This is a genomic window from Corallococcus sp. AS-1-12 (genome assembly GCF_020036995.1).
Classification (GTDB): domain Bacteria; phylum Myxococcota; class Myxococcia; order Myxococcales; family Myxococcaceae; genus Corallococcus.
The window spans coordinates 14,998-35,755 of sequence record NZ_JAIQDD010000010.1; the positions used below are offsets into that span (position 1 = coordinate 14,998).

General features: G+C 70.4%; 17 protein-coding genes. All 17 read left to right on the plus strand.

What is annotated here, in order from left to right; translation table 11 throughout:
- Positions 1 to 25 precede the first annotated feature (25 nt).
- The 17 genes from K8556_RS18090 (at position 26) to K8556_RS18170 (ending at position 20,753) form a co-directional block, all read left to right on the plus strand.
- A complete protein-coding gene (locus tag K8556_RS18090; protein ID WP_223741324.1) occupies positions 26 to 709 on the plus strand; it encodes a hypothetical protein in 684 nt (227 codons plus the stop codon).
- Positions 710 to 732: 23 nt separating this feature from the next.
- Positions 733 to 1,197, plus strand: coding sequence for a social motility and stimulation tgl protein (locus K8556_RS18095; protein ID WP_171413696.1), 465 nt, complete (start codon positions 733 to 735; stop codon positions 1,195 to 1,197).
- Between the two features lie 23 nt (positions 1,198 to 1,220).
- Positions 1,221 to 1,979 (plus strand): social motility TPR repeat lipoprotein Tgl, encoded by a 759-nt coding sequence (tgl, locus tag K8556_RS18100; protein WP_223741325.1) that lies wholly within the window; start codon positions 1,221 to 1,223, stop codon positions 1,977 to 1,979.
- Positions 1,980 to 2,000: 21 nt separating this feature from the next.
- Positions 2,001 to 2,387 (plus strand): helix-turn-helix transcriptional regulator, encoded by a 387-nt coding sequence (locus K8556_RS18105; RefSeq protein ID WP_223741326.1) that lies wholly within the window; start codon positions 2,001 to 2,003, stop codon positions 2,385 to 2,387.
- Between the two features lie 9 nt (positions 2,388 to 2,396).
- Positions 2,397 to 3,131, plus strand: coding sequence for a DNA repair protein RecO (gene recO, locus K8556_RS18110; protein WP_120587552.1), 735 nt, complete (start codon positions 2,397 to 2,399; stop codon positions 3,129 to 3,131).
- A gap of 32 nt (positions 3,132 to 3,163) precedes the next feature.
- Positions 3,164 to 4,168 carry a carbohydrate kinase gene (locus tag K8556_RS18115; RefSeq protein ID WP_223741327.1) on the plus strand — a complete coding sequence of 335 codons (1,005 nt, stop codon included), beginning with the start codon at positions 3,164 to 3,166 and terminating at the stop codon, positions 4,166 to 4,168.
- A gap of 78 nt (positions 4,169 to 4,246) precedes the next feature.
- Complete coding sequence (locus tag K8556_RS18120) at positions 4,247 to 5,536, plus strand: DNA polymerase beta superfamily protein (RefSeq protein ID WP_223741328.1); 1,290 nt, start codon at positions 4,247 to 4,249, stop codon at positions 5,534 to 5,536.
- Positions 5,533 to 6,321: a DNA polymerase beta superfamily protein gene (locus K8556_RS18125; protein WP_223741329.1), complete on the plus strand. Its 789-nt coding sequence runs from the start codon at positions 5,533 to 5,535 to the stop codon at positions 6,319 to 6,321. Before K8556_RS18120 ends, K8556_RS18125 begins: the two co-directional genes overlap by 4 nt.
- Positions 6,322 to 6,417: 96 nt before the next feature.
- A complete protein-coding gene (locus K8556_RS18130) occupies positions 6,418 to 8,688 on the plus strand; it encodes a serine/threonine-protein kinase (protein ID WP_223741330.1) in 2,271 nt (756 codons plus the stop codon).
- An 89-nt stretch (positions 8,689 to 8,777) separates the two neighbouring features.
- A complete protein-coding gene (glyQ, locus tag K8556_RS18135) occupies positions 8,778 to 9,770 on the plus strand; it encodes a glycine--tRNA ligase subunit alpha (RefSeq protein WP_223741331.1) in 993 nt (330 codons plus the stop codon).
- Entirely contained in the window at positions 9,760 to 11,859 is a 2,100-nt protein-coding gene (gene glyS / locus K8556_RS18140) for a glycine--tRNA ligase subunit beta (protein ID WP_223741332.1), read from the plus strand. Before glyQ ends, glyS begins: the two co-directional genes overlap by 11 nt.
- 167 nt (positions 11,860 to 12,026) lie before the next feature.
- Positions 12,027 to 13,556: a YncE family protein gene (locus tag K8556_RS18145; RefSeq protein ID WP_223741333.1), complete on the plus strand. Its 1,530-nt coding sequence runs from the start codon at positions 12,027 to 12,029 to the stop codon at positions 13,554 to 13,556.
- Positions 13,557 to 13,558: 2 nt separating this feature from the next.
- Positions 13,559 to 15,787 (plus strand): hypothetical protein, encoded by a 2,229-nt coding sequence (locus K8556_RS18150; RefSeq protein WP_223741334.1) that lies wholly within the window; start codon positions 13,559 to 13,561, stop codon positions 15,785 to 15,787.
- A 63-nt stretch (positions 15,788 to 15,850) separates the two neighbouring features.
- Entirely contained in the window at positions 15,851 to 16,708 is an 858-nt protein-coding gene (locus K8556_RS18155; protein WP_223741335.1) for an FHA domain-containing protein, read from the plus strand.
- A gap of 112 nt (positions 16,709 to 16,820) precedes the next feature.
- Positions 16,821 to 17,357, plus strand: coding sequence for a prepilin peptidase (locus K8556_RS18160; protein ID WP_223741336.1), 537 nt, complete (start codon positions 16,821 to 16,823; stop codon positions 17,355 to 17,357).
- 46 nt (positions 17,358 to 17,403) lie between these two features.
- Positions 17,404 to 18,852: a type II and III secretion system protein family protein gene (locus K8556_RS18165; protein ID WP_014397747.1), complete on the plus strand. Its 1,449-nt coding sequence runs from the start codon at positions 17,404 to 17,406 to the stop codon at positions 18,850 to 18,852.
- A gap of 149 nt (positions 18,853 to 19,001) precedes the next feature.
- Positions 19,002 to 20,753 carry an ATPase, T2SS/T4P/T4SS family gene (locus K8556_RS18170; protein ID WP_223741337.1) on the plus strand — a complete coding sequence of 584 codons (1,752 nt, stop codon included), beginning with the start codon at positions 19,002 to 19,004 and terminating at the stop codon, positions 20,751 to 20,753.
- Positions 20,754 to 20,758: the final 5 nt, after the last annotated feature.

The window sequence follows — 20,758 nt, forward strand, 5'->3', positions numbered from 1 at the left end:
AGGATTCCCAGGAGGAATGCCCGCCATGCCCCGTCCATCCGCCCGCATCGCCATCACCCTCGCGGCCTCACTCGTCCCCATGCTGGCCCTGGCCGGTTCGGTCTTCCTGAACGGCGTGAAGATCGACGGGGTGACGAACACGCGCTTCGAGAAGGCCACCGTCCGCATCGACGCGGAGGGCAACGTCCACATCGACGCGCCGGGGTACGCCGCCCGCGTGACGACCGTGACGCCCACGCCCCCGCCGCCTTCCACCGCCACGCCTCCGGCCGCCGCGCCCCTGGACGCGGGTGTCGCCGCGCAGGCCCCCGCGCCGGCCGCTCCCGCCGCTTCCGCGACCGCGCCGGGGCGCATCACCCAGCGCTACTGGCTGGTGACGGAGCAGACGACGCCGGGCATGACGGAGTTCGACATCGACGTGTACGTGAACTCGCGCTGGCTGCGCCGTTTGCGCAACAACGAGGACCAGGTGGTGGTGGACATCACCAGCCAGTTGCGTCCCGGCGCGAACGCGGTGACGCTGATTGCCCGCAAGCAGAGCGCGGGCAGCCGCCGGAGCACGTCCCCCGGGAACGTCTTCAAGGTGATCATCGGCGAGGGGAACGAGGGCGGCGGCAACGTGATGATTGACACGCCCCTCATCCGCTTCCAGAAGACGGCTGCGGACTCGCAGGACGCGACCGAGGAGTTCACCCTCACCACCCGTTAGGGTGCGCGGGAAGGGAGACGACGGTGTTCACCATCGACGAGCGCTACCGGGGCCTTCCCGCCAACCGCGACCAGGTGCTCGCGCTGCACCTGTCCCTCAACGCGCCGCACGTGGCCATCCCCGGCAAGCAGGCCGGGCCCGCGCAGGCCTTCGTGGTGGGGCTGCGCGGCGGTCAGGGCGCGGGCGTCTTCGTTTACCTGTACCTCGTGGAGGCGGGGGACTGCGCGGTGTACGTGTCCGGCCGGCGCATCCAGTCCGCGGATGAGCTGCGCGAGGACGAGGACGACGCGCTCGCGTTCGTGGAGTCGCTGGGCTTCATGATGGACAACGCGAACTGGCGGGCCGCGGCCCCCGCGCAGCAGGACGAGTGGCTGAAGACGCTGCCCGTGTTCTTCCGGGAGCCCACGCTCGTGCCCGCCGTGAAGGCCCGCGCCGAAGAGAAGCGCAACGTCGCCACCACCCTGGGCCGCTTCCTGGCCGCGTTCTGACCCTCCACCCCGGATTGGCACCCATGTCCCGCATCACTTCCTCCTGCTTCCTCGCGTTCGCGCTCGCGTCGGCGGGCTGTGCGCACGTCCCCACGGAGAAGGAGCGCCAGAGCTCGGAGATCCACTACGACCTGGGCGTGCAGGCGCAGCAGCTCGGCCACGTGCAGGACGCGCTCGCGGAGTACCAGAAGGCGCTGGAGAAGAACCCGGACAACGCGGAGGCCCACAACGCGGTGGGCCTGCTGCTGCACCTGTCCTTCCGGCGGCTCGACGAGGCGTCGTCCCACTACGAGAAGGCGCTGAAGCTGCGGCCGACCTTCTCCGACGCGCGCACCAACCTGGGCAACCTGCGGCTGGACCAGGGGCGCTACGACGACGCCATCAAGCTGTACGAAGAGTCGCTCAACGACATGCAGTACCGCTACGGCTTCTCCGCGCAGGGGAACATGGGCTGGGCGTTCTACAAGAAGGGCGACACGGCGAACGCGCTGCAGAACATCAAGGCCGCCGTCACCACCAACCCGGACTTCTGCCTGGGCTACAAGAACCTGGGCATCATCTACGACGAGACGGGCAAGACGGAGGACGCGTGCCGGCAGTTCGGGCGCTACCGTGAGAAGTGCCCGGACGTGGCGGACGCCTACCGCCGTGAAGGCGTGTGCCAGGCGAAGCTCGGGCGGGTGGACGAGGCGAAGAAGGCCTTCGCGGACTGCGAGGCCAAGGCCCAATCCAACGAGCAGGAGCTCAAGGAAGACTGCCGCTCACTGCTGGACCACCTCTAGCCGCGGGGGCCCCGAAAGACCGTGGACCACGTCGACTTCGGCAAATACCTCAGCCAGCAGCGCGAGCTTCGCGGCCTGTCGCGCGAGGACGTCTCCCGGGAGACGAAGATTCCCCCCAGCCTCGTCGCGGCGCTGGAGGCGGGGCAGGTGGAGCGGCTGCCCGAGCGCGTGTTCGTGCTGAACTACATCCGCGCGTACGCGCAGGTCATCGGCCTGTCGCCCGAGGAAGCGGCGCTGCGCTACGAGGAGGTGGACCGGGCGGTGCCCGCGCCTTCGCCGGAGCAGCTCGAGAAGGCGCGGCGCAAGCGGGCGTACGTCATCCTGGCCGTGCTGCTGGCGGTCCTGCTCCTGGGCGCGGGGCTGTTCCTGGTGCTGTCCGGGAAGCTGCCGCCCCCCGCCGCGCGTTGAAGAGGGATCATGGAGCGGTACGCCGACGACGCGTTCGTGCTGTCCACGGTCGACTACGGAGAGTCCGACCGGCTGGTGACGCTGCTTACGCGTGAGCACGGCAAGCTGACCGCGTTCGCCGCGGGCGCGCGCAAGAGCAAGCGCCGGTTCGCGGGGGCGTTGGAGCCGTTCATGCGGCTGCGCGTGCAACTCGTGGAGACGCGGGGCAGCACGGTGCGGATCGACTCGGCGGACATCGTCGCGGGCTTCTACGCCGCGCGCGAGGACCTGTCGCTCATCGCCCGGGCGCTCTACGCGGTGGAGCTGTGCCGCGAGCTCACGCGCGAACACGAACCGCACCCGGAGCTGTTCGAGCTGGTGGAGGGCTACCTGCACCGGCTGGACGCGAAGGAGGCCGGGCCCACGTCGCTGCTCGCGTTCGAGCTGGCGGCGCTGGCGCAGGCGGGGTTGATGCCGCGGTTCGACTCCTGCTCGCTGTGTGGCGGTCTGCCCGGCGAGCGGCCCCGGTTCGACCAGGGGCACGGTGGCGCGGTGTGCGAGCCGTGTGGCGGACGCGCGCGCGACTCGGTGCCGGTGCCGGTGGCGCTGCTGGCCGGGCTGCGCTCGCTTCAAGAGGGGCAGCGCACGCCGCTGCCCGCGGACCTGCGCGCGCGGGCGCGGGGGCTGCTCAACGTCTTCATCGCGCACCACGTGGGCCGCAAGCTCAAGAGCGTGGACTTCATGGCGCAGGTGGGCCTGGACTGACAGGCGGCGCGCGGTCCCCAGGGGGAGCTGTCATGCACGAAGCCGGGCCGCTGGACGTGGTGTGTGTCGGCGAGACGCTGGTGGACTTCCTTCCCGTGGCCGGCGGCGCCTCGCGCGTGCGGGACGTGGAGGCCTGGAAGCCCTCGCCGGGTGGCTCCCCGGCCAATGTCTCCGTGGGGCTCGCGCGGTTGGGCCTGCGCTCGGCGATGGTGGGCGTGGTGGGCTCCGACGAGTTCGGCCACTTCCTGCGCGACCGGTTGGCGGCGGACGGCGTGGACGTGAGCCGCCTGCGGCAGGTGGACCACGCGCGCACGGGCCTGTTGTTCGTCTCACTGGATGCGCACGGCGAGCGCAGCTTCACGTACTTCCGCACGCGCTCCGCGGAGTTCCTGCTGGATGACTCCGACGTGGACGGTGGCTTCGTGCGGCGCGCGAAGGCGCTGCACTGCGGCTCCAACTCCCTGCTCCTGCCACCGGCGCGCGAGGCCATGGTGCGCATGCTCACCCTGGCCCGCGAGGCCGGGATGCTGGTGAGCTGTGATCCGAACCTGCGGCTGCACATGTGGACGCAGCCCGAGGAGCTGCGAGCCCTCCTGGGGCGCATGCTCCCGCTGTGCACGGTGGTGAAGCTGTCCGAGGAGGAGATCCACTTCGCGACCGGCGAGCACTCGCCCGAGGCGGCCCTGCACGTCCTGGCCGCGTGGGGCGTGCCGCTGCCCGTGGTGACGCTGGGGCCTCGCGGCGCGGTGTTCCTCTGGCGTGGGGAGGTCCTCTCCGTTCCCGCGCCCCAGGTGACGGTGGTGGACACGACGGGCGCGGGGGATGGCTTCGTGTCCGCCATGTTGAGCGGCCTGGTGCGCGGGTACGGCGACGCGCGCTCGCTGGCGGAGGCGACACGCGAGGAGCTGGTCGCGCTGATGACCTTCGCGGCGGGCGTGGGGGCTCGGGTGGTGACGAGGCTGGGCGCGGTGTCGGCGCTCCCCCTGGCCTCCGAGGTGGAGGGGCTGTTGCCCGCCGTGCGACGCAACGCGCGCTGACGGGAAGCGCCGTGCCGGGTCAGGCTCCCGTGCTTCGCTGCGTCCTGCGTGGCCCACCATCCCATCCAGGAGGGACCGATGAGTGACACCCGCGAAGCTTCTTCCTCCGCTCCGGCGCGCGTCCGGGGGCTGGAGCAGATCGACCGGCTGTCGGTGCCCCTGCCGCATGGCACCGAGGTCACCACCCGCGTGGAGCGCGTGGCGTCCGGGGGGCGCCGCATCCCCCAGGGCGTGGTGGGCCGCGTGGTGCGCGCGCATGACGGCGGCTTCGACGTCCAGATTGTCGGTGTGGGCGAGGTGTGGTTCGCCCGCGACGAGCTGGTGCCCCGGCGCGCGGGACAGGTGCAGTTCGCCCAGCGGCGCGAGGCGGCCTGGAGCGCGCTGCGGCCGTGCGTGGTGCTGGAGACGCGTGTGGGCAGTCACGCCTGGGGGCTCGCGGACGAGCGCTCCGACGTGGACGTGCGCGGGGTGTTCGCGCTGCCGCTCCCGTGGACGCTGGGCCTGGGGCAGCCGCCGCAGGACCTGGTGAGCGCGGATGGCAGCACCACGTACTGGGAGGTCCGCAAGACGGTGGAGCAGGCGCTGCGCGCGGATCCGAACACGCTGGAGACCCTCTTCGTCCGCGGCGCGACGGCGGTGGACGAGCTGGGCACGTGGGTGCTGGAGGCGCGCGAGGCGTTCGTCTCCAAGGCCATCTTCGGCAGCTTCGGGCGCTACGCCATGAGCCAGCTCGACAAGCTCACCCGCAGCCAGCGGCTGGCCGAGCACCGCGACCTGCTCCTCGCGTGGCTGTGCGAGGAGCCCACGCCGGACCTGGACGAGGTGGCCCGCCGCCTGGCCGCCGTGTCCCCCCGCGCCGCGCCCACGCCCGAGGACGCGGTGCTCGCGGCCAAGACGTACGTCAAGCAGCTCTACCGCTCGCTCTGGGACCAGGGGCTGCTCGCGGCGAACGACTTCGCGGCGCTCACGGCGTACGCGCGCGGCGGGGGCCAGCGCCCGCCGTCCGCTCGGGAGCTGCGGCCGAAGAACGCGTACAACCTGCTGCGGCTGGTGGCGCTGGCGACCGGCTGGCTGCGCGACGGCGTGCCGACCTTCGAGGCGACGGGGGCGTTCAAGGCGCGGCTGCTCGACATCAAGGGCGGAGCGGTGCCCCTGGAGGACGTGCTGCGCGACGCCGAGGCCATGGCTCCGGCGCTGGAGGCCGCGCACCGCGAGAGCCGGCTGCCGGAGCATCCGGACTACGCCCGCGCGGACCGGCTGCTGCGGCGTGTGGGAGACGAGGTGGCGCGGCGCTGGGTCTTGAAGACGCCCGGTCCGCTGGGCCGTGACGCGCCGGAGGCTCCGGCGCTGGAAGGAGGGACGGAATGAAGGGCAGGGTGACGGAACATCAGGAGCGCATGGCGGACCGCGTGCTGGACGCGGAGTCCCTCCTGCGCGAGCACCTGGTCATCTCGCTGTCCGGCGCGCATGCGTATGGCTTCCCGTCGCATGACAGCGACCTGGACCTCAAGGCCATCCACATCGCGCCCACCGCCGCGCTGCTAGGCCTCCAGCCCCGGCACGTGCCGGCGGAGCGGCTGGAGGTGCTGGAGGGCGTGGAGGTGGACTACTCCTCCAACGAGCTGCAGCCCGTGCTGCTGGGCATCCTCCAGGGCAACGGCAACTACATCGAGCGGGTGCTGGGCGCCATCACGGTGCGGGCCCTACCGGAGCTGGAGGCGCTGCGGCCCCTGGTGCGGGCCGTGCTGTCACGCCGCATCCACCGGCACTACCGCGGCTTCGCGCAGGGACAGCTCCGTGAATGGGAGAAGAGCGGATTCCGCTCCGTGAAGAAGTTGCTGTACGTACTGCGCACCACCCTCACCGGAACGCATGCGCTGCGCACGGGCGAGGTGGAGACGGACGTCACCGGCCTGCTGGAGCCGTATGGTTCTGGCGAGGCCCGTGCGCTGGTGGAGCGCAAGCGGAGCGGGGAGCGCATCGAGCTGACCGACGCGCTCAGCGAGCAGTGGCGGGGGGAGGTGACGCGCGCCTTCGCCGTGCTCGACGCGGCGGACGCGGCCTCCGTGTTGCCCCTGGAGCCACCCCCGCCGGCCGTGGCCGCGCTCGAGGCCTGGATGCTCGACGTGCGGCGACGGCGGTTCGGCGCCTAAACCGCTTTCTCCGGGCTCCTGGCCCGGGGGGAGCGGCCTGTCTGCAAAGACGGTCATCGACCTGGGAGGGTTCGGCGGGTAACATCCGCCCCCGCCATGAGTACGCAGGGAGTCGCCGGAGACGATCCCGACCGGGGGCGGCGCATTGGAAAGTACGAGATCCTCACCCGACTCTCGATGGGCGGGATGGCGGAGCTGTTCCTCGCGTACACCTCCGGGCCCGGTGGCTTCCGCAAGTTCGTGGCGGTGAAGCAGATCCTCCCCGACATCAAGAAGGACGATCAGTTCGTCAAGATGTTCCTCGACGAGGCGCGCATCACCGCGGCCTTCTCGCACGCGAACATCGGACAGGTGTTCGACCTGGGGGAGGAGGACGGCGAGCTGTACCTCGCCATGGAGTTCCTGCCCGGCCAGAACCTGGAGCAGGTGGTGAAGATGGCGGAGCGGCGCAAGTACGCGCTGCCGCTGGGCTTCAGCGCGCGCGTGATGCGCGACACGTGCCTGGGCCTGCACTACGCCCACCACTTCATGGATCCGTCCGGCCGCCCCGTGGCGGTGGTGCACCGCGACGTGTCCCCGAAGAACGTGATGATCACCTACGACGGCGTCGTGAAGGTGATCGACTTCGGCATCGCCAAGGCGCGCGGCAAGCTGGGCCGCACGCAGGTGGGCACCGTGAAGGGGACCAGCGGGTACATGTCCCCGGAGCAGGTGCGCAACAAGGACCTGGATGGCCGCAGCGACCAGTTCTCCACCGGCGTGATGTTCCACGAGCTGCTGGCCGGACAGCGCCTGTTCAACGCCCCCGGCGAAGCCGCCGTGATGATGCAGATCGTGGACGGGGACATCCCGGCGCCGCGCTCGCTCAACGCGGCCGTGCCGGAGGCCCTGGAAGCGGTGGTGCTCAAGGCGCTGTCGCGCGATGCCACCCAGCGCTTCGGCACCTGCCGGGAGATGGCGCGCGCCATCGAGGCCACGCTGGGCGCCGAGCTGTTCGACGAAGACCAGATGTCCGCCGTGATGGGCGAGCTCTTCGAGGAGAAGCGCCAGAAGACGCGCACGCTCCTGGAGCTGGCCAGCCGCGCCGAGGACGCCCGCGTCAGCGAGGCCGCCGGTGCGCTCCAGGTGGAGGAGGGGGGGGACCAGGCCTCCGCCGCGGCCACCGCGCAGGTGAAGTCGCCGCACGCGGAGGCCCCTGCCGCGGACGCCGCGGCGTCCTTCAAGCCCACGCCCGTCCGCCGCGCCGCGGCCGAGTCCGCGACGCCCGCCCCCCGCGCGACCCCGCGTCCCGCGAACGAGGCCGTGGAGGCCCGCGCCTCTCGCGTCAACACGCCCACCGTGACGCCGCGAGCGCAGCGGCCCTCGGGCTCGGACGCGGCGCCCGTTCCCCGGGTCATCCGTCCTCCCGCTGACGCCGCGCGGCCGCCCGCAAGGGCTCGTCCCAGCGCGCGGCCCGAGCCCACCGAGCCGCCCTCCGACGGGCTGATGGATCCGCCCAGCGAGCTCCAGACCCAGCGCTTCAAGGCCCGTCCGGTGCGCGGCACCTCGCGGCCTCCGCGCCAGGTGGAGGAGGCGGAGTCCGTTGAAGCGCCCCCCGTGGCCCCGCCCCGGCGCGAGGGCTCCGGCTGGGGCATGCGGTTGTTCCTGCTCCTCCTGCTGGGGGGCGTGGCGTACCTGGCGACGCTCGAACCCGTGCGCCGGCTGTTCATGCCGGCGTTCGATTCCGCGAAGCAGTGGGTGAAGGCGGAGCTGGACCCGGCTCCCCCCGTGGACCCCGCCGCGAACGGACAGTGGCCGCCGAAGCCCTCCGGTCCTCCGCCGGGCTTCGTCCAGAAGACCACCCCTGAGCCCGAGCCCGAGCCCGAGCCGGCGCCCGTGGAGGCGCCGCCCACGCCCGAGCCGGTGGTGGACGCGGCGCCCGCCGACACGAAGAAGACCCCCGCCGCCAAGGGCGGACGCAAGACGAAGCCGGCCGCCACGCCGGAAGCGCCCGTGGTGGCGAAGGTGGAGCCGCGCCCCGCGAAGCCCGAGCCCGCGGCGCAGGTCCCGGAGCCGGTCACCACCGTCACGCAGACGGAGGCCCCGGAGGTGCTCGACACGACCACCTCGAAGGGCGCGGCGAAGGCGGGCCTGGGCTGGCTGACGCTCTACACGGTGCCGAAGAACGCGGCCGTGTTCGACGGCGCCACGCAACTGGGCACGTCCCCGTTGATCAAGTTCCCCCTGCCCATCGGGACGTACCGTCTGCGCGTGGTGGACCCGCAGGACCCCGGCGGTACGAGCAAGCTGTTGTCCGCTCCCATCCGTCCCGGAGAGGTGACGAAGCTGCAGATTCGACTGGCCGACCTCCCGGCCTACTCGAACTGACCGCCGTCCTTGACGCTCCTGGACCCCCTCACTAGGGTCCGCCGCGTTCCGCCTTCGCCTTCGACGCACTGCGAGAAGGACTCGCCATCATGTATTTCCAGGACCTCATCCTCACGCTCCAGAAGCACTGGGCCGACCAGGGATGCATCGTCACCCAGTCGTACGACACGGAAGTCGGCGCGGGCACGATGGCCCCGTACACGTTCCTGCGCGTGCTCGGTCCCGAGCCGTGGAACGTCGCCTACGTGCAGCCCTCGCGGCGCCCCGCTGACGGCCGCTTCGGTGAGAACCCGAACCGCCTGTTCCAGCACCACCAGTTCCAGGTCATCCTCAAGCCCGCGCCGAAGAACGTCCAGGAGCTGTACCTGGAGTCGCTGCGGAAGATTGGAATGGATCCGCTGGAGCACGACATCCGCTTCGTCGAGGACGACTGGGAGTCCCCCACGCTGGGCGCCTGGGGCCTGGGCTGGGAGGTGTGGTGCGACGGGATGGAGGTGACGCAGTTCACCTACTTCCAGCAGTGCGGCGGCTTCGACTGCCGCCCCGTGTCCGCGGAGCTGACGTACGGGCTCGAGCGCCTGATGATGAACCTGCAGAACGTGGAGAACGTCTACGACATCGAGTGGGTCAAGGGCGTGAAGTACCGCGAGGTGTTCCACGCGAACGAAGTGGAGATGAGCAAGTACGCCCTCCACGAGTCCGACCCGCAGATGCTCTTCTCGATGTTCGACGCGTACGAGAAGGAGTGCAAGCGGCTCATCGAGCGCCACCTGCCAATCCCCGCGTACGACTACGCGCTGAAGTGCTCGCACACGTTCAACCTGTTGGACGCGCGCGGCGCCATCTCCGTCACCGAGCGCGCCAACTTCATCAAGCGCGTGCGTGACAACGCGCGCCTGTGCGCCGAGGGCTACCTGCAGATGCGCGAGCGGCTGGGCTACCCGCTGACGAAGACGCCGTGGACCGTGGGTGAGCAGCCGCCGGTGCTGGAGGGCAAGCCCGCCAGCGACTACTGGAAGACGGTGCAGCTCAACAAGCCGGTGGAGAAGAAGGAGAAGGCGGAGGTGTCCCGTGGCGCGTGATCTGCTCCTGGAGGTCGGTGCCGAGGAACTCCCGGCCTCGTTCATCGTCCCCGCGCTGGAGGACCTGAAGCGCGTGCTCACCGAGCGCATGGCCGACGCCCGCCTGAAGCATGGCGAGGTGCGCACGTTCGGCACGCCGCGCCGGCTGGCCGTCCAGGTTCGCGACGTGGCGGACGCGGGCGAGGACATCACGAAGGAGGTGCTGGGGCCCAGCGCCAAGGCCGCCTTCGACGCGCAGGGCAAGCCCACCAAGGCGGCGGAGAAGTTCGCAGAGAGCCTCAAGCTGTCCGTGGACGCGCTCGGACGCACCACCACGGCCAAGGGCGAGTACCTCTCCGCTCGCGTGGAGGAGAAGGGCCGTCCGGCGGAGGCCATCCTCCAGGACGCGCTGCACGCGGCGGTGCACGGCATCAGCTTCAAGAAGTCCATGCGCTGGGGTGACGTGGACACGGCCTTCGCGCGCCCGGTGCAGTGGCTGGTGGCGCTCCTGGGCGACACGGAGCTGCCGGTGGTGCTGGGCGATGTGAAGGCGGGCCGCACGACCTACGGCCACCGCTTCCTCGCGCCGGGCGCCATCACGCTGAAGGCGCCCTCGGACTACGAGGCCGCGCTGGAGAAGGCGCACGTGGTGGCGGACATCGCGAAGCGCCGCGCGGAGCTGCTGCGCAAGGTGAACGCCGCCGCCGCTTCGGCGGGCGCCCGGCTGCTGGAGGACGAGAGCCTGGTGGACCAGGTGACGAACCTGGTGGAGTTGCCGAGCCCCGTGGTGGGCAGCTTCGAGGAGCGCCACCTGGACCTGCCGCCGGAGGTGCTGGTGCAGGAGATGAAGAGCCACCAGCGCTACTTCTCGCTGACGGACGCGAAGGGGAAGCTGCTGCCGCGCTTCATCGCCGTGTCCAACACCCCGGTGCGCGACGAGCAGTTGTCCCTGCGCGGCTACCAGCGCGTGCTGGCGGCGCGGCTCGCGGACGGGCGCTTCTTCTTCGACGAGGACCGCCGCACGCCGCTGGCCGACCGCGTGGAGAAGCTGGGCCGCGTGGTGTGGCAGGGCCAGTTGGGCACGTACCTGGAGAAGGTGGAGCGCTTCCGCGCGCTGGCGGGCTGGCTGGCCCAGGCGACGGGCAGGGCAGGGGAGGCGGCCACGGTGGAGCGCGCCGCCACGCTGTCCAAGGCGGACCTCGTCACCGGCATGGTGGGCGAGTTCCCGGAGCTCCAGGGCGTGATGGGCCGCGAGTACGCGAAGGCGGGCGGCGAGCCCGACGCGGTGGCGCTGGCCATCTTCGAGCACTACCTGCCCCGCGGCGCCGAGGACGCGCTGCCGTCTCAGGACGCGGGCGCGCTCATCGGCCTGGCGGACCGGCTGGACTCGCTGTGCGGCATCTTCGCCATCGGCAAGGCGCCGTCCGGCGCGGCGGATCCGTTCGCGCTGCGCCGCGCGTGCCTGTCCATCATCCGCATCGTGCTGGGGCGCGGCTACCGCTTCAGTCTGTCAGCGGCGGTGGATGAGGCGCTGCGCCTCTTGGCCCCCAAGCTGGCCAACGTGAAGCGCAAGCCGGGTGAGGCCGCCCCGCGCGAGCAGGTGCTGGAGTTCTTCCGCGGCCGCCTCAAGGCGCTGTGGGGCGAGCAGCACCGCACGGACGTCGTGGAGGCGGTGCTGGCCGTGGGCTTCGACGACCTCGTCGCGGCGCAGAAGCGCCTGGAGGCCCTGAGCCGGCTCGTGGGCCACTCGGACTTCCAGCCGCTCGCGGCGGCGTTCAAGCGCGTGGTCAACATCGTGGAGAAGCAGGGCAGGGACGTGGCCGGCGGGCAGACCAACCCGCAGCGCTTCACCGACGAGCCGGAGAAGAACCTCCACACCGCCTTCACCCAGGCGCGCGACAAGGTGGGCGAGCGCGTGCGCGCGGACGACTTCGCCGGCGCGCTCAAGGAGATCACCGGCCTGAAGCCCGCCGTGGACACCTTCTTCGACAAGGTGATGGTGATGGCCGAGGACAAGGACCTGCGGGAGAACCGCATCCGGTTCCTCACGGAGATTGGCGCCCTGTTCAACCAGGTGGCGGACTTTTCCAAGATCCAGGCCGAGGCCTGAGCCCCCCGTCACCGCGCCACGGACGGAGCGTGCCCGTTCCCCCACCAGGGGAGCGGCGCACGCCCTCCGGGCGGGGGCGGATGTCGGCGGGCGGGCGGCCGGGAATAGCGACAGCCCTATTCAGTTGCCCGGGGCAGGGCCGCGTTCCTACACTCCGCCCCCCTCTGATGCGCCTCTACTTCCTGACCCCCGCGCTGCTGCTCCTCGGGGCGTGTTCGCTTGAATCCGAACCGAACCCGCCCCCGTCCACCCGCTTCGTGTACCCCAGCGGGGTGGCGTTCTGGCGCCCTCCGGCGGCGGGAGGCCCCTCGGCGAGCAACGGCTACCTCTTCGTCGCGAACGCCAACTTCGACAACTGCTACGACTCCGGTTCGGTGGTGGCGCTGAACCTGGACACGCTGAGCACGCAGGTGGACGGGCAGGCCGTCATGGTCCCCCACCTGGGCGGCGCGCTCCCGGACGCCGCGCTCTCCTTCGAGGACCTGAGCTCCGCGGACGAGTCTCTGGTGCAGATCCGCAGCTTCGCGGGCGAGCTGGGCCTGTGGGTGAACCCGGCCACGGGGCTGCCGCGCCTGTTCGTCCCCTCGCGCGCGGAGGGCAACAACCTGAACGCGGTGGACGTGAGCGTGGAGGCCAACGGCGCTCCGGTGCTCACCTGCGTGCAGGGCGGCGTGGACTGCCGCGACGGCGCGCTGTCGCTCACCGACGACATCCCGTCGTCCCTCAGTGACGAGGGACGCGCGGGCCTGCCCCGCGCCCCGTCGCCCATCGGCGTGACGGTGGATGAGGCGAGCGGCAACCTGTACGTGACGCACTCGGAGGCGGCGGACTCGCCCGCGAAGTCCAGCAGCAACTTCGAGAACTACCTGGCCACGGTGAAGCTGGACAACCCCACGCGCGACACGCTGGGCTTCATCTCGCTGTCCCCCTCGGGCTACGCCTACGGCGGCTCGGATTCGGTGACGGTGGGCGCGGGCTTCCTCTACGTGACGGGCCGCAACTTCGTGGCCGGCATCAGCGGCACCGTGCCCGGCAACTTCGTGCTGCGGCTGGTGGACAAGAACGACCCCGGCACCATCCTGGAGCCCTCGCTGCAGGCGAGTTTCCGCATCCGCGAGGCGCGCGCGGCGCGCGTGGTGCCCCGCCCGGTGACGGCGGAGGAGCTGGCGGCGCGCCCGAACTTCGTGCGCGAGCGGCTGTACATGCTGGCGCGCGGCCCGGACACCCTGCTCACCATCGACTTCGAGTACGACGCGGTCCCGGGAGGGGCGTCCACCCAGCCCTTCTTCCGGGTGGTCTCCGCGGTGCCCATGCCCGACGGCGTGAGCGACATGCAGGTCATCTCGCGGACGCCGGGCGTGCCCAACGCGGACACCCACATCATCGCGGTGACGAGCACCGGCGACAGCGCGGTGTCCCTCTACGACGAGGCGCTCGGGCAGGTCGTGGCGCAGGTGCCGCTCGTCAACAACCAGAACCAGACCAGCAACCCGTCGCAGGCCTTCGGGCTGACGGTGGACAACCCCGCCGGGACGAACGCGGCGCGGCTGTTCGTGACCAATTTCGGTGACGGACAGGTGGCCATCGTGGACATCCCCGACCTCGGGCGTCCCCAGGACGCGCGGGTGGTGGCGAAGCTGGGCACGCAGCAGCAGCGTGATCCGAACCAGGGCACCAGCGTGTGCCAGGAGAACTGACCTTGAAGCGCGGCTTTCTTGCTGCCCTGTTGCTGAGCGGCGCGAGCCTCGCGCTCGCCTGCTCCGACACCACCTCCACGGCGGGCGCCGCCGGCCTGTCCGGCACGTACGACGTGGTGCTCGCCAACCAGCTCGTCTTCGTCACCTCGCAGGACCGGGATGAGCTGCGCGTGCTGGACCTGACGCGCTCGCCGCGTGAGTTCATCCCCGCGCCCAACCCGCTGGAGCCCCTGGCCATCCCCGTCATCGCGCGGCCGGACTCACTCACCCGCGACGTGGGCTACGACGCCGCGGGCAAGGACGTGTCCGGCCCGTACATCTACGCGCGCAGCTCCGGCGGCCGCGGCATCTCCGTGGTGGCCGCGGACCGCGCGCGCCTCAACGAGGTGACGCGCCTGGCGACCGGCCAGCTCATCACCGCCTTCGCCGCGCACGCCCCGGTGGCGGAGGGCGCGCCGAGCGTCCTGTACTACGCGCTCCAGACCCGCCCGGAGGCCGCCGAGCAGCTCTGCGGTCCCTTCGGCGGCGGGGTCGTGATGCGCCAGGACCTGCCCGGCCCGGAGGGCTTCGACGCGAGCGCGCTGCCTCCGGCGCTGCCCGTCTTCTGCCTCAAGCCGGCGGACACGGTGCTGTCCATGGTCACGCTGCCCGCGCGGGCCGACGCGGCGGACTCGCTGGTGGTCGCCATCCGGAACGTGTCCGGCACCAGCCGGCTGGTGCGCGTCGTCGCGGACGGGGCGTCCGTGGAGGTCGCGTACAAGCGGCCGCGTCCGGCGCCCTACGCGGTGCCTGACTACGCGGACCTGGTGGACATCCCGGCGCGGCTCGTGGCCACGCACCCCAGCTACGAGGTGCAGAAGCCCAAGCTCGACAATGGGACCTGCCCGGCGGGCAGCGAGGAGAAGAGCCGGGAGGACGGGACCACGTTCTGCAGCGAGTCCTGGCCCGCGGGCCGCTTCGTGTTCGCGGTGCTGGACGAGCTGACGTGCAACTCGTCTGACTGCGAGGGCGTCATCGCGCTCGACAACGGGCCGGACCCGGTGGCGGCTCCGTCCCCGGCGCCGGTGCTCGCCCGCGACATCACCGGCGCGCCCATGCTGACCCTGCGGCCCACCGCGGGGCTGCCCACCGGCCTCACGCTGCGCACGGGCCTGGAGGTCCGCGAGCTGCTGGCGGACGGCGTGGGCTACACCACCGGTATCCCGCTCCTGGGCATCATGCCGTCGTCCGACGGGAAGATTACCCTCTTCCGCGCGGACGAGCGGCGCGCGTTCAACCTGGACCGCGGCTCCGACAACGTTCCCCTGGACGCGTCCGTGTCCGCGGAGCTGCGCGACAGCAACGAGCTGACGCGCGCGGATCAGTTCCCGGGCATCCTCGTGGAGCAGCCCGGCTGTCCCCAGGTGCAGAACACGACCAACGTGACCGCGTTCCTCTGCAACGGCTCGGTGCCCAACGGGACGTACCGCTTCGTCTTCCAGGGCGTGCTGCCCGGACTGGTGGGCCTCTCGCGCGACCTGACCCAGGACGACCCCGCGCTCCTCGTGGAGACGTCCGTGGCGACGGCCCGCGGCGTGATCCCGGGAGACTCCATCATCCTGGCGAACAACGCGGGCGCCTGCCCGGCGGTCATCCCCATCCTGCGCCTGGAGGACCAGGGCAACGGCCTCACCCGGCTCTACCCGAACCTGTCCGACCCGGCGGTCGCCGCCGCGGCGGAGCCCTGCGCGTCGTTCCCGTCGTTCTCCGTGCGCGCGGGCCCTAAAGTGAAGCCCTTCGTGCTCTATGCCGGCGCGGAGACCCGCGACAGCTACCTGCAGCGCCTGGACGTCAACGAGGCGTACACGGTCTCCACGTTCCTGGACTACTACTACCACGCGGACGGCTTCGACCTGGGGCTGGACCCGCCCCGCTCGCCGACCACCTTCGCGCCCGCGCCGTTGACGCTCAAGATCACGCCCACCATCGGCGTGGAGAGCCGGCTCAACGCCGGTGACCGCTACCTGGTGACGCTGCTGCCGCGCTTCCGCCGCTACGTCTTCGGCGTGGACACCACCTCGGCGAGCAACCTGGCGGTCTACACCCTGCCTTCCTCCGTGGTGGCCACGGACGTGGACGGCTCCAGCCTGGCCTACGTCGCGTACCCCTCGGCGGACGGCGTGCTCCAGGTGGCCCTGGAGTCGATCACCGACAACCTGGACAACCTCACGTATCTCCGGGCGTTCCAGTAACTGGGCGCGCCCGAGCGGCTCTGCTATCGTCCCTCACGTCCAGCATTTCCCGAGCCAAGACCGATGATCGATCAGAACTCCCGTCCCGCACGCAAGGTCGGCATCGCCGAGCACCTGTGGGAGACGTACGAAGAGATGGCCCAGCAGATGGGCTCGGATCGCGACGCGCTCATCAACCAGGCGCTGTTCATGTTCGCGCGCCTCAACGGCTTCATCGACGTGAGGACGAAGGGCGAGCCCGCCGTGGCGGCGGTGCCGTCCGCCGCGCCCGCGCCGGCGGCGCGTCCGGCCGCTTCCACGCCCCCGGCCTCCGCGGCCAAGGGCGCTCCCCCGGTCCTGGCCCCCGCGCCGGCCGCGCGCCCCGCCGCGCGCAACGCGGAGGAGCGGCCCTCCTCCAACGGGCTGGACAATGATCCGGTCCGCCGCGAGGTCGCCGAGCGCGTCCTGGAGACGGCCGCCGAGCTGGAGCGGCTCATCAAGGGCAAGAACGAGCCGCCCCCGCCCTCCGCGGACGACATGATCGAGGACGAGGAGGAGCCCCTGCCCGAGCAGGAGGAGCCGCCGCTCGACGACATGCAGGACGAGCCTCCCGAGGAGGCCGAGGAAGAAGAGCCCATGGAGGAGCCGGACGAGGAGGAGGGCGCCGCGCTCTACCTCGTCACGGAGTCCGGCGAGCAGGAGAAGATCGTCAAGGACCGCTACGTCATCGGCCGCGGCAAGCACTGCGACTTCGTCATCAACTCCGGCAAGGTGTCGCGCGAGCACGCCGTCATCGCCCGCGACGGCGGCGACTTCTACATCGAGGACCTCGGCTCCTCGAACGGGACCTGGTTCAACAAGCAGCGCATCAAGCGCCGCAAGGTCGAGGACGGGGACGAGTACTTCATCTGCAGCGAGAAGATCCGCCTCGTCATCCACTGATGCCGGGATGACGCGGGGCCCCACGGTGCGATGGCCTTGTTCAGGAATTGACGGGCTGAGGGCCTCCATTGTTTGATGGGGGTCGCCTGCTCCCCATGGGAGCAGGTGCCGAATGACACCTGTTCAGCTCGCGCTGTGGACGATTCTGGGAGTGGCCCTGGTGATTGCGGTGGTGACCGACGTGCTGCGCCGGCTCATCCCGAACGCCGTGACCTATCCGCTCATCGTGCTGGGGCTCGGGGTGCGCGGTGTGTCCGAAGGGGTGGGCGGGCTGGAGTCGGGGCTGGTGAGCGGGCTTCTGGCGGGCGCGGGACTCGCGCTGCTGCTGGTGCCGGGTGCGCTGCGCGGGCGCATGGGGTGGGGTGACGTCAAGCTGATGGCGGGCGTGGGCTGCGTGCTGGGCTTTCCCACGGTGCTCGCCGCGGCGGCCTTCATCTCGCTCACGGGTGCGCTGCAGGCCCTCGTCACGCTGCTGTGGCAGGGGGCCGTCTGGGACACGCTGGCGGCGGTGGCCCGCCGCTGGGCGGTGCGGATGAAATGGATGCGCGAGGAAACCTCGCCCGCTCCGGTGCGACACATCCCCTACGGCGTCTCCATCGCGCTCGGGACTTTCTGGGCCATGTGGTGGCAGCAACAACATCTGGGATAGCGCGCCGTCAGGCCGGGCGCGCGCACGCAAGAAGGGGACTCACACGATGTTCACTCGCTTCACGCAAGCCCTGGCGCTCGGCGCCGTCGTCACGGTGGTGGCCAGCGCCCCTGCCCAGGCCCAGGAGGGCAGCTCCGTCAGCCTGGGCGTGGGTACCCAGAAGGTGCTCACCATTCCCGGCCTCAGCCGCGTCGCGCTGGGTGATCCATCCATCGCCGAGGTGAAGACGCTCGGCACCGGCCAGTTGCTCGTCACCGGTAACGCGGAAGGCAAGACGACGCTGCTCGTCTGGAAGTCCTCCGGTCAGCGCATCAGCTACCTGGTGACGGTCCGCAAGCAGGACCCCAACGAGGTCATCTCCGAGATCAAGCGCCTGCTCGGCGAAATCGAAGGCGTGTCCGTGCGCATGGTGGGTGACCGCATCTACCTGGACGGTCAGGCCTACACCACGCAGGACGCGGACCGCATCGAGCAGGTGGTGAGCCTGTACCCGAACGTGAAGTCGTTCGTGAAGATCGCCCCCAACGCCAAGAAGCTGGTGGCGCAGAACCTGAACGCGGCCTTCCAGAAGGCGGGCCTGAAGAACGTGCAGGCCAACGTGGTGGGCGCGACCATCTTCCTGGAGGGCTCCGTGGAGAGCCAGCAGGACCTCCAGAAGGCGGAGCTCATCACCAAGGCCATCGGCGAGAAGGTGGAGAACCTGCTCGTGGTCGGCATCAAGCGGATGATCCTCTCCGAGGTCCAGTTCGTCGAGATCCGCCGCAACAGCCGCGACCGCTACGGCATCAAGTACCCCACGGACATCACCGGCACGCTGACGGCCACCGCCACGCTGAACAAGGCGCTCATCCCGTCTGGCGACGCCATCTCCAACCTGGTGATGGGCGCGACGGGCGGCTCCGACCTGAGCATCGGCTTCCAGGCCAACGACGGTTACGGCCGCCTGCTGGCGCAGCCCAAGCTGGTGTGCGCCAGCGGTGAGAAGGCGGAGTTCCTCGCCGGCGGCGAGGTGCCCATCCCCCTCATCACCAACACGCAGTTCACGGTGGAGTACAAGCCCTACGGCGTCATCCTGAACATCCGCCCCACCGCGGACCGCAACGGCAACATCCAGACGGAGGTGGAGGCCGAGGCCTCTGAAATCGACACCTCCGTGTCCGTGTCCTTCGGTGGTTCGTCCGCCATCCCCGGCTTCCGCACCCGCAAGGTGAAGACGAACGTCACCGTGCGCCACGGCGAGACCATCGTGCTGTCCGGCGTGTTCAGCCACGACGAGCAGAAGGCCGTCGCGAAGCTGCCCGGCCTGGGTCACATCCCCATCGTGGGCGAGCTGTTCAAGAACCGCGCGTTCGACTCCACCAAGCGCGAGCTGGTGATCTTCGTCACCCCGCGCATCGTGAACCCGGACTCGGACAAGGTCCGCAGCATCATCGAGGACGTGAAGACCCGCTACAAGCAGGCCCGCTCCGAGGTGAACTTCAACATCTTCGACTGACGGCCTTTCGCGCCGCCACGTCGGATCCGGGCCGGCCCCATCCCTGCTTCAGAGGGGGCGGGTGCCGGCTCGTTCGTTTCCGGGCAGCAGGCGGGCGAGCGTCTCAGGAGTCTTTGAGGTCGTAGGAGGGCTTGGTAGCATCCCGACCCATGTTTCTCATCACGCTGACGGAGAAGGGCGGCGGCTCGGAGCAGCGGGAGTACCCCAAGAACGAGATCACGATCGGCCGGATTGCTGGCAACGACATCGTGCTCGCCAAGGGGAACGTCTCCAAGACCCACTCCCGCATCGTCGAAAAGGACGGCCGCTTCATCATCGTGGACATGAAGTCCACGAACGGCACCTTCGTGAACGGCAAGAAGATCGCCGGGCCCATGGTGCTCAAGCCGACTGACCAGGTCTCCATCGGCGACTACATCCTCAACGTCGAGCCGCTGGAAGAAGAGCCCGCCGACGAGGGCTACGACGAGGAGCAGGGCGAGGAGGCCTACGAGGAAGAGGCCTACGAGGAGGAGGAGCCCTACGAGGAGGAGCCGCCTCCGCCCGCCCCCGCGGCGCCCAGCCGCATGCCCGCGTCCATGGCCGCGGCCATGGCGAAGAACAAGCGCAAGGTGGACCCCCGGCTGGAGCGCTACTCGCGGCTCCAGAAGGAGATCCACGACCGGCTCATCGAGTACCTGGACCTGCGCCGCATGGACATGGACCGGCTCGGGGACGAGGAGCTCTGGCGCCGCACGGAAAAGGCCATCCGGGACATCATCGACCAGATGGAGGCGGACCAGGAGCTTCCCGGGGACGTGGACCGGGAGGAGCTGCTCACCGACGTCATCAACGAGGCGCTGGGCCTGGGGCCCCTGGAGGCGTTCCTCGCGTCGGAAGAGATCAGCGAGATCATGGTGAACCACGCCAACCAGATCTACATCGAGCGCAAGGGCAAGCTGACCCTGTCGGAGAAGACGTTCTCCTCCAACCAGGCGGTGCTCGGCGTCATCGAGCGCATCGTGGCGCCCATCGGCCGCCGCATCGACGAGTCCAGCCCGCTGGTGGACGCGCGCCTCAAGGACGGCAGCCGCGTGAACGCCATCATCCCGCCGCTGGCGCTCAAGGGCCCCTGCATCACCATCCGCAAGTTCAAGAAGGACGCGCTGAAGATCCAGGACCTCATCAAGTACAAGACCATCACCGCGCAGATGGCCGAGTTCCTGGAGATGTGCGTGACGGCCCGGCGCAACATCGTCATCTCCGGCGGCACGGGCTCCGGGAAGACGACGACGCTGAACATCATCAGCTCGTTCATCCCGGAGGGTGAGCGCATCATCACGGTGGAGGACGCGGCGGAGCTCCAACTGCCGCAGGACCACTGGGTGCAGTTGGAGAGCCGCCCGCCCAACCTGGAAGGCAAGGGCGCCATCACCATCCGCGAGCTGGTGAAGAACTGCCTGCGCATGCGGCCGGACCGCATCGTGGTGGGCGAGTGCCGCTCCGGTGAGACGCTGGACATGCTCCAGGCCATGAACACCGGCCACGACGGTTCGCTCACCACGCTGCACGCGAACACGCCGCGCGACGCCATCGCCCGGCTGGAGACCATGGTGCTCATGTCCGGCATGGAGCTGCCGGTGAAGGCCATCCGCGAGCAGATCGCCAGCGCCGTGCACCTCATCGTGCAGCAGACGCGCTTCTCCGACGGGACGCGCAAGATCTGCTTCGTCACGGAGGTGTCCGGCATGGAGGTCGACATCGTGACCCTCCAGGACATCTTCTATTACAAGCAGGACGGCTTCACGGAGGACCACAAGGTGCGCGGGCGCTTCGTGGCTTCGGGCTTCGTGCCGAAGTTCTACGACGAGCTCCAGCGCAAGGGCATCCCCGTGAACATGAGCATCTTCCGCGAGGACTGACGCGT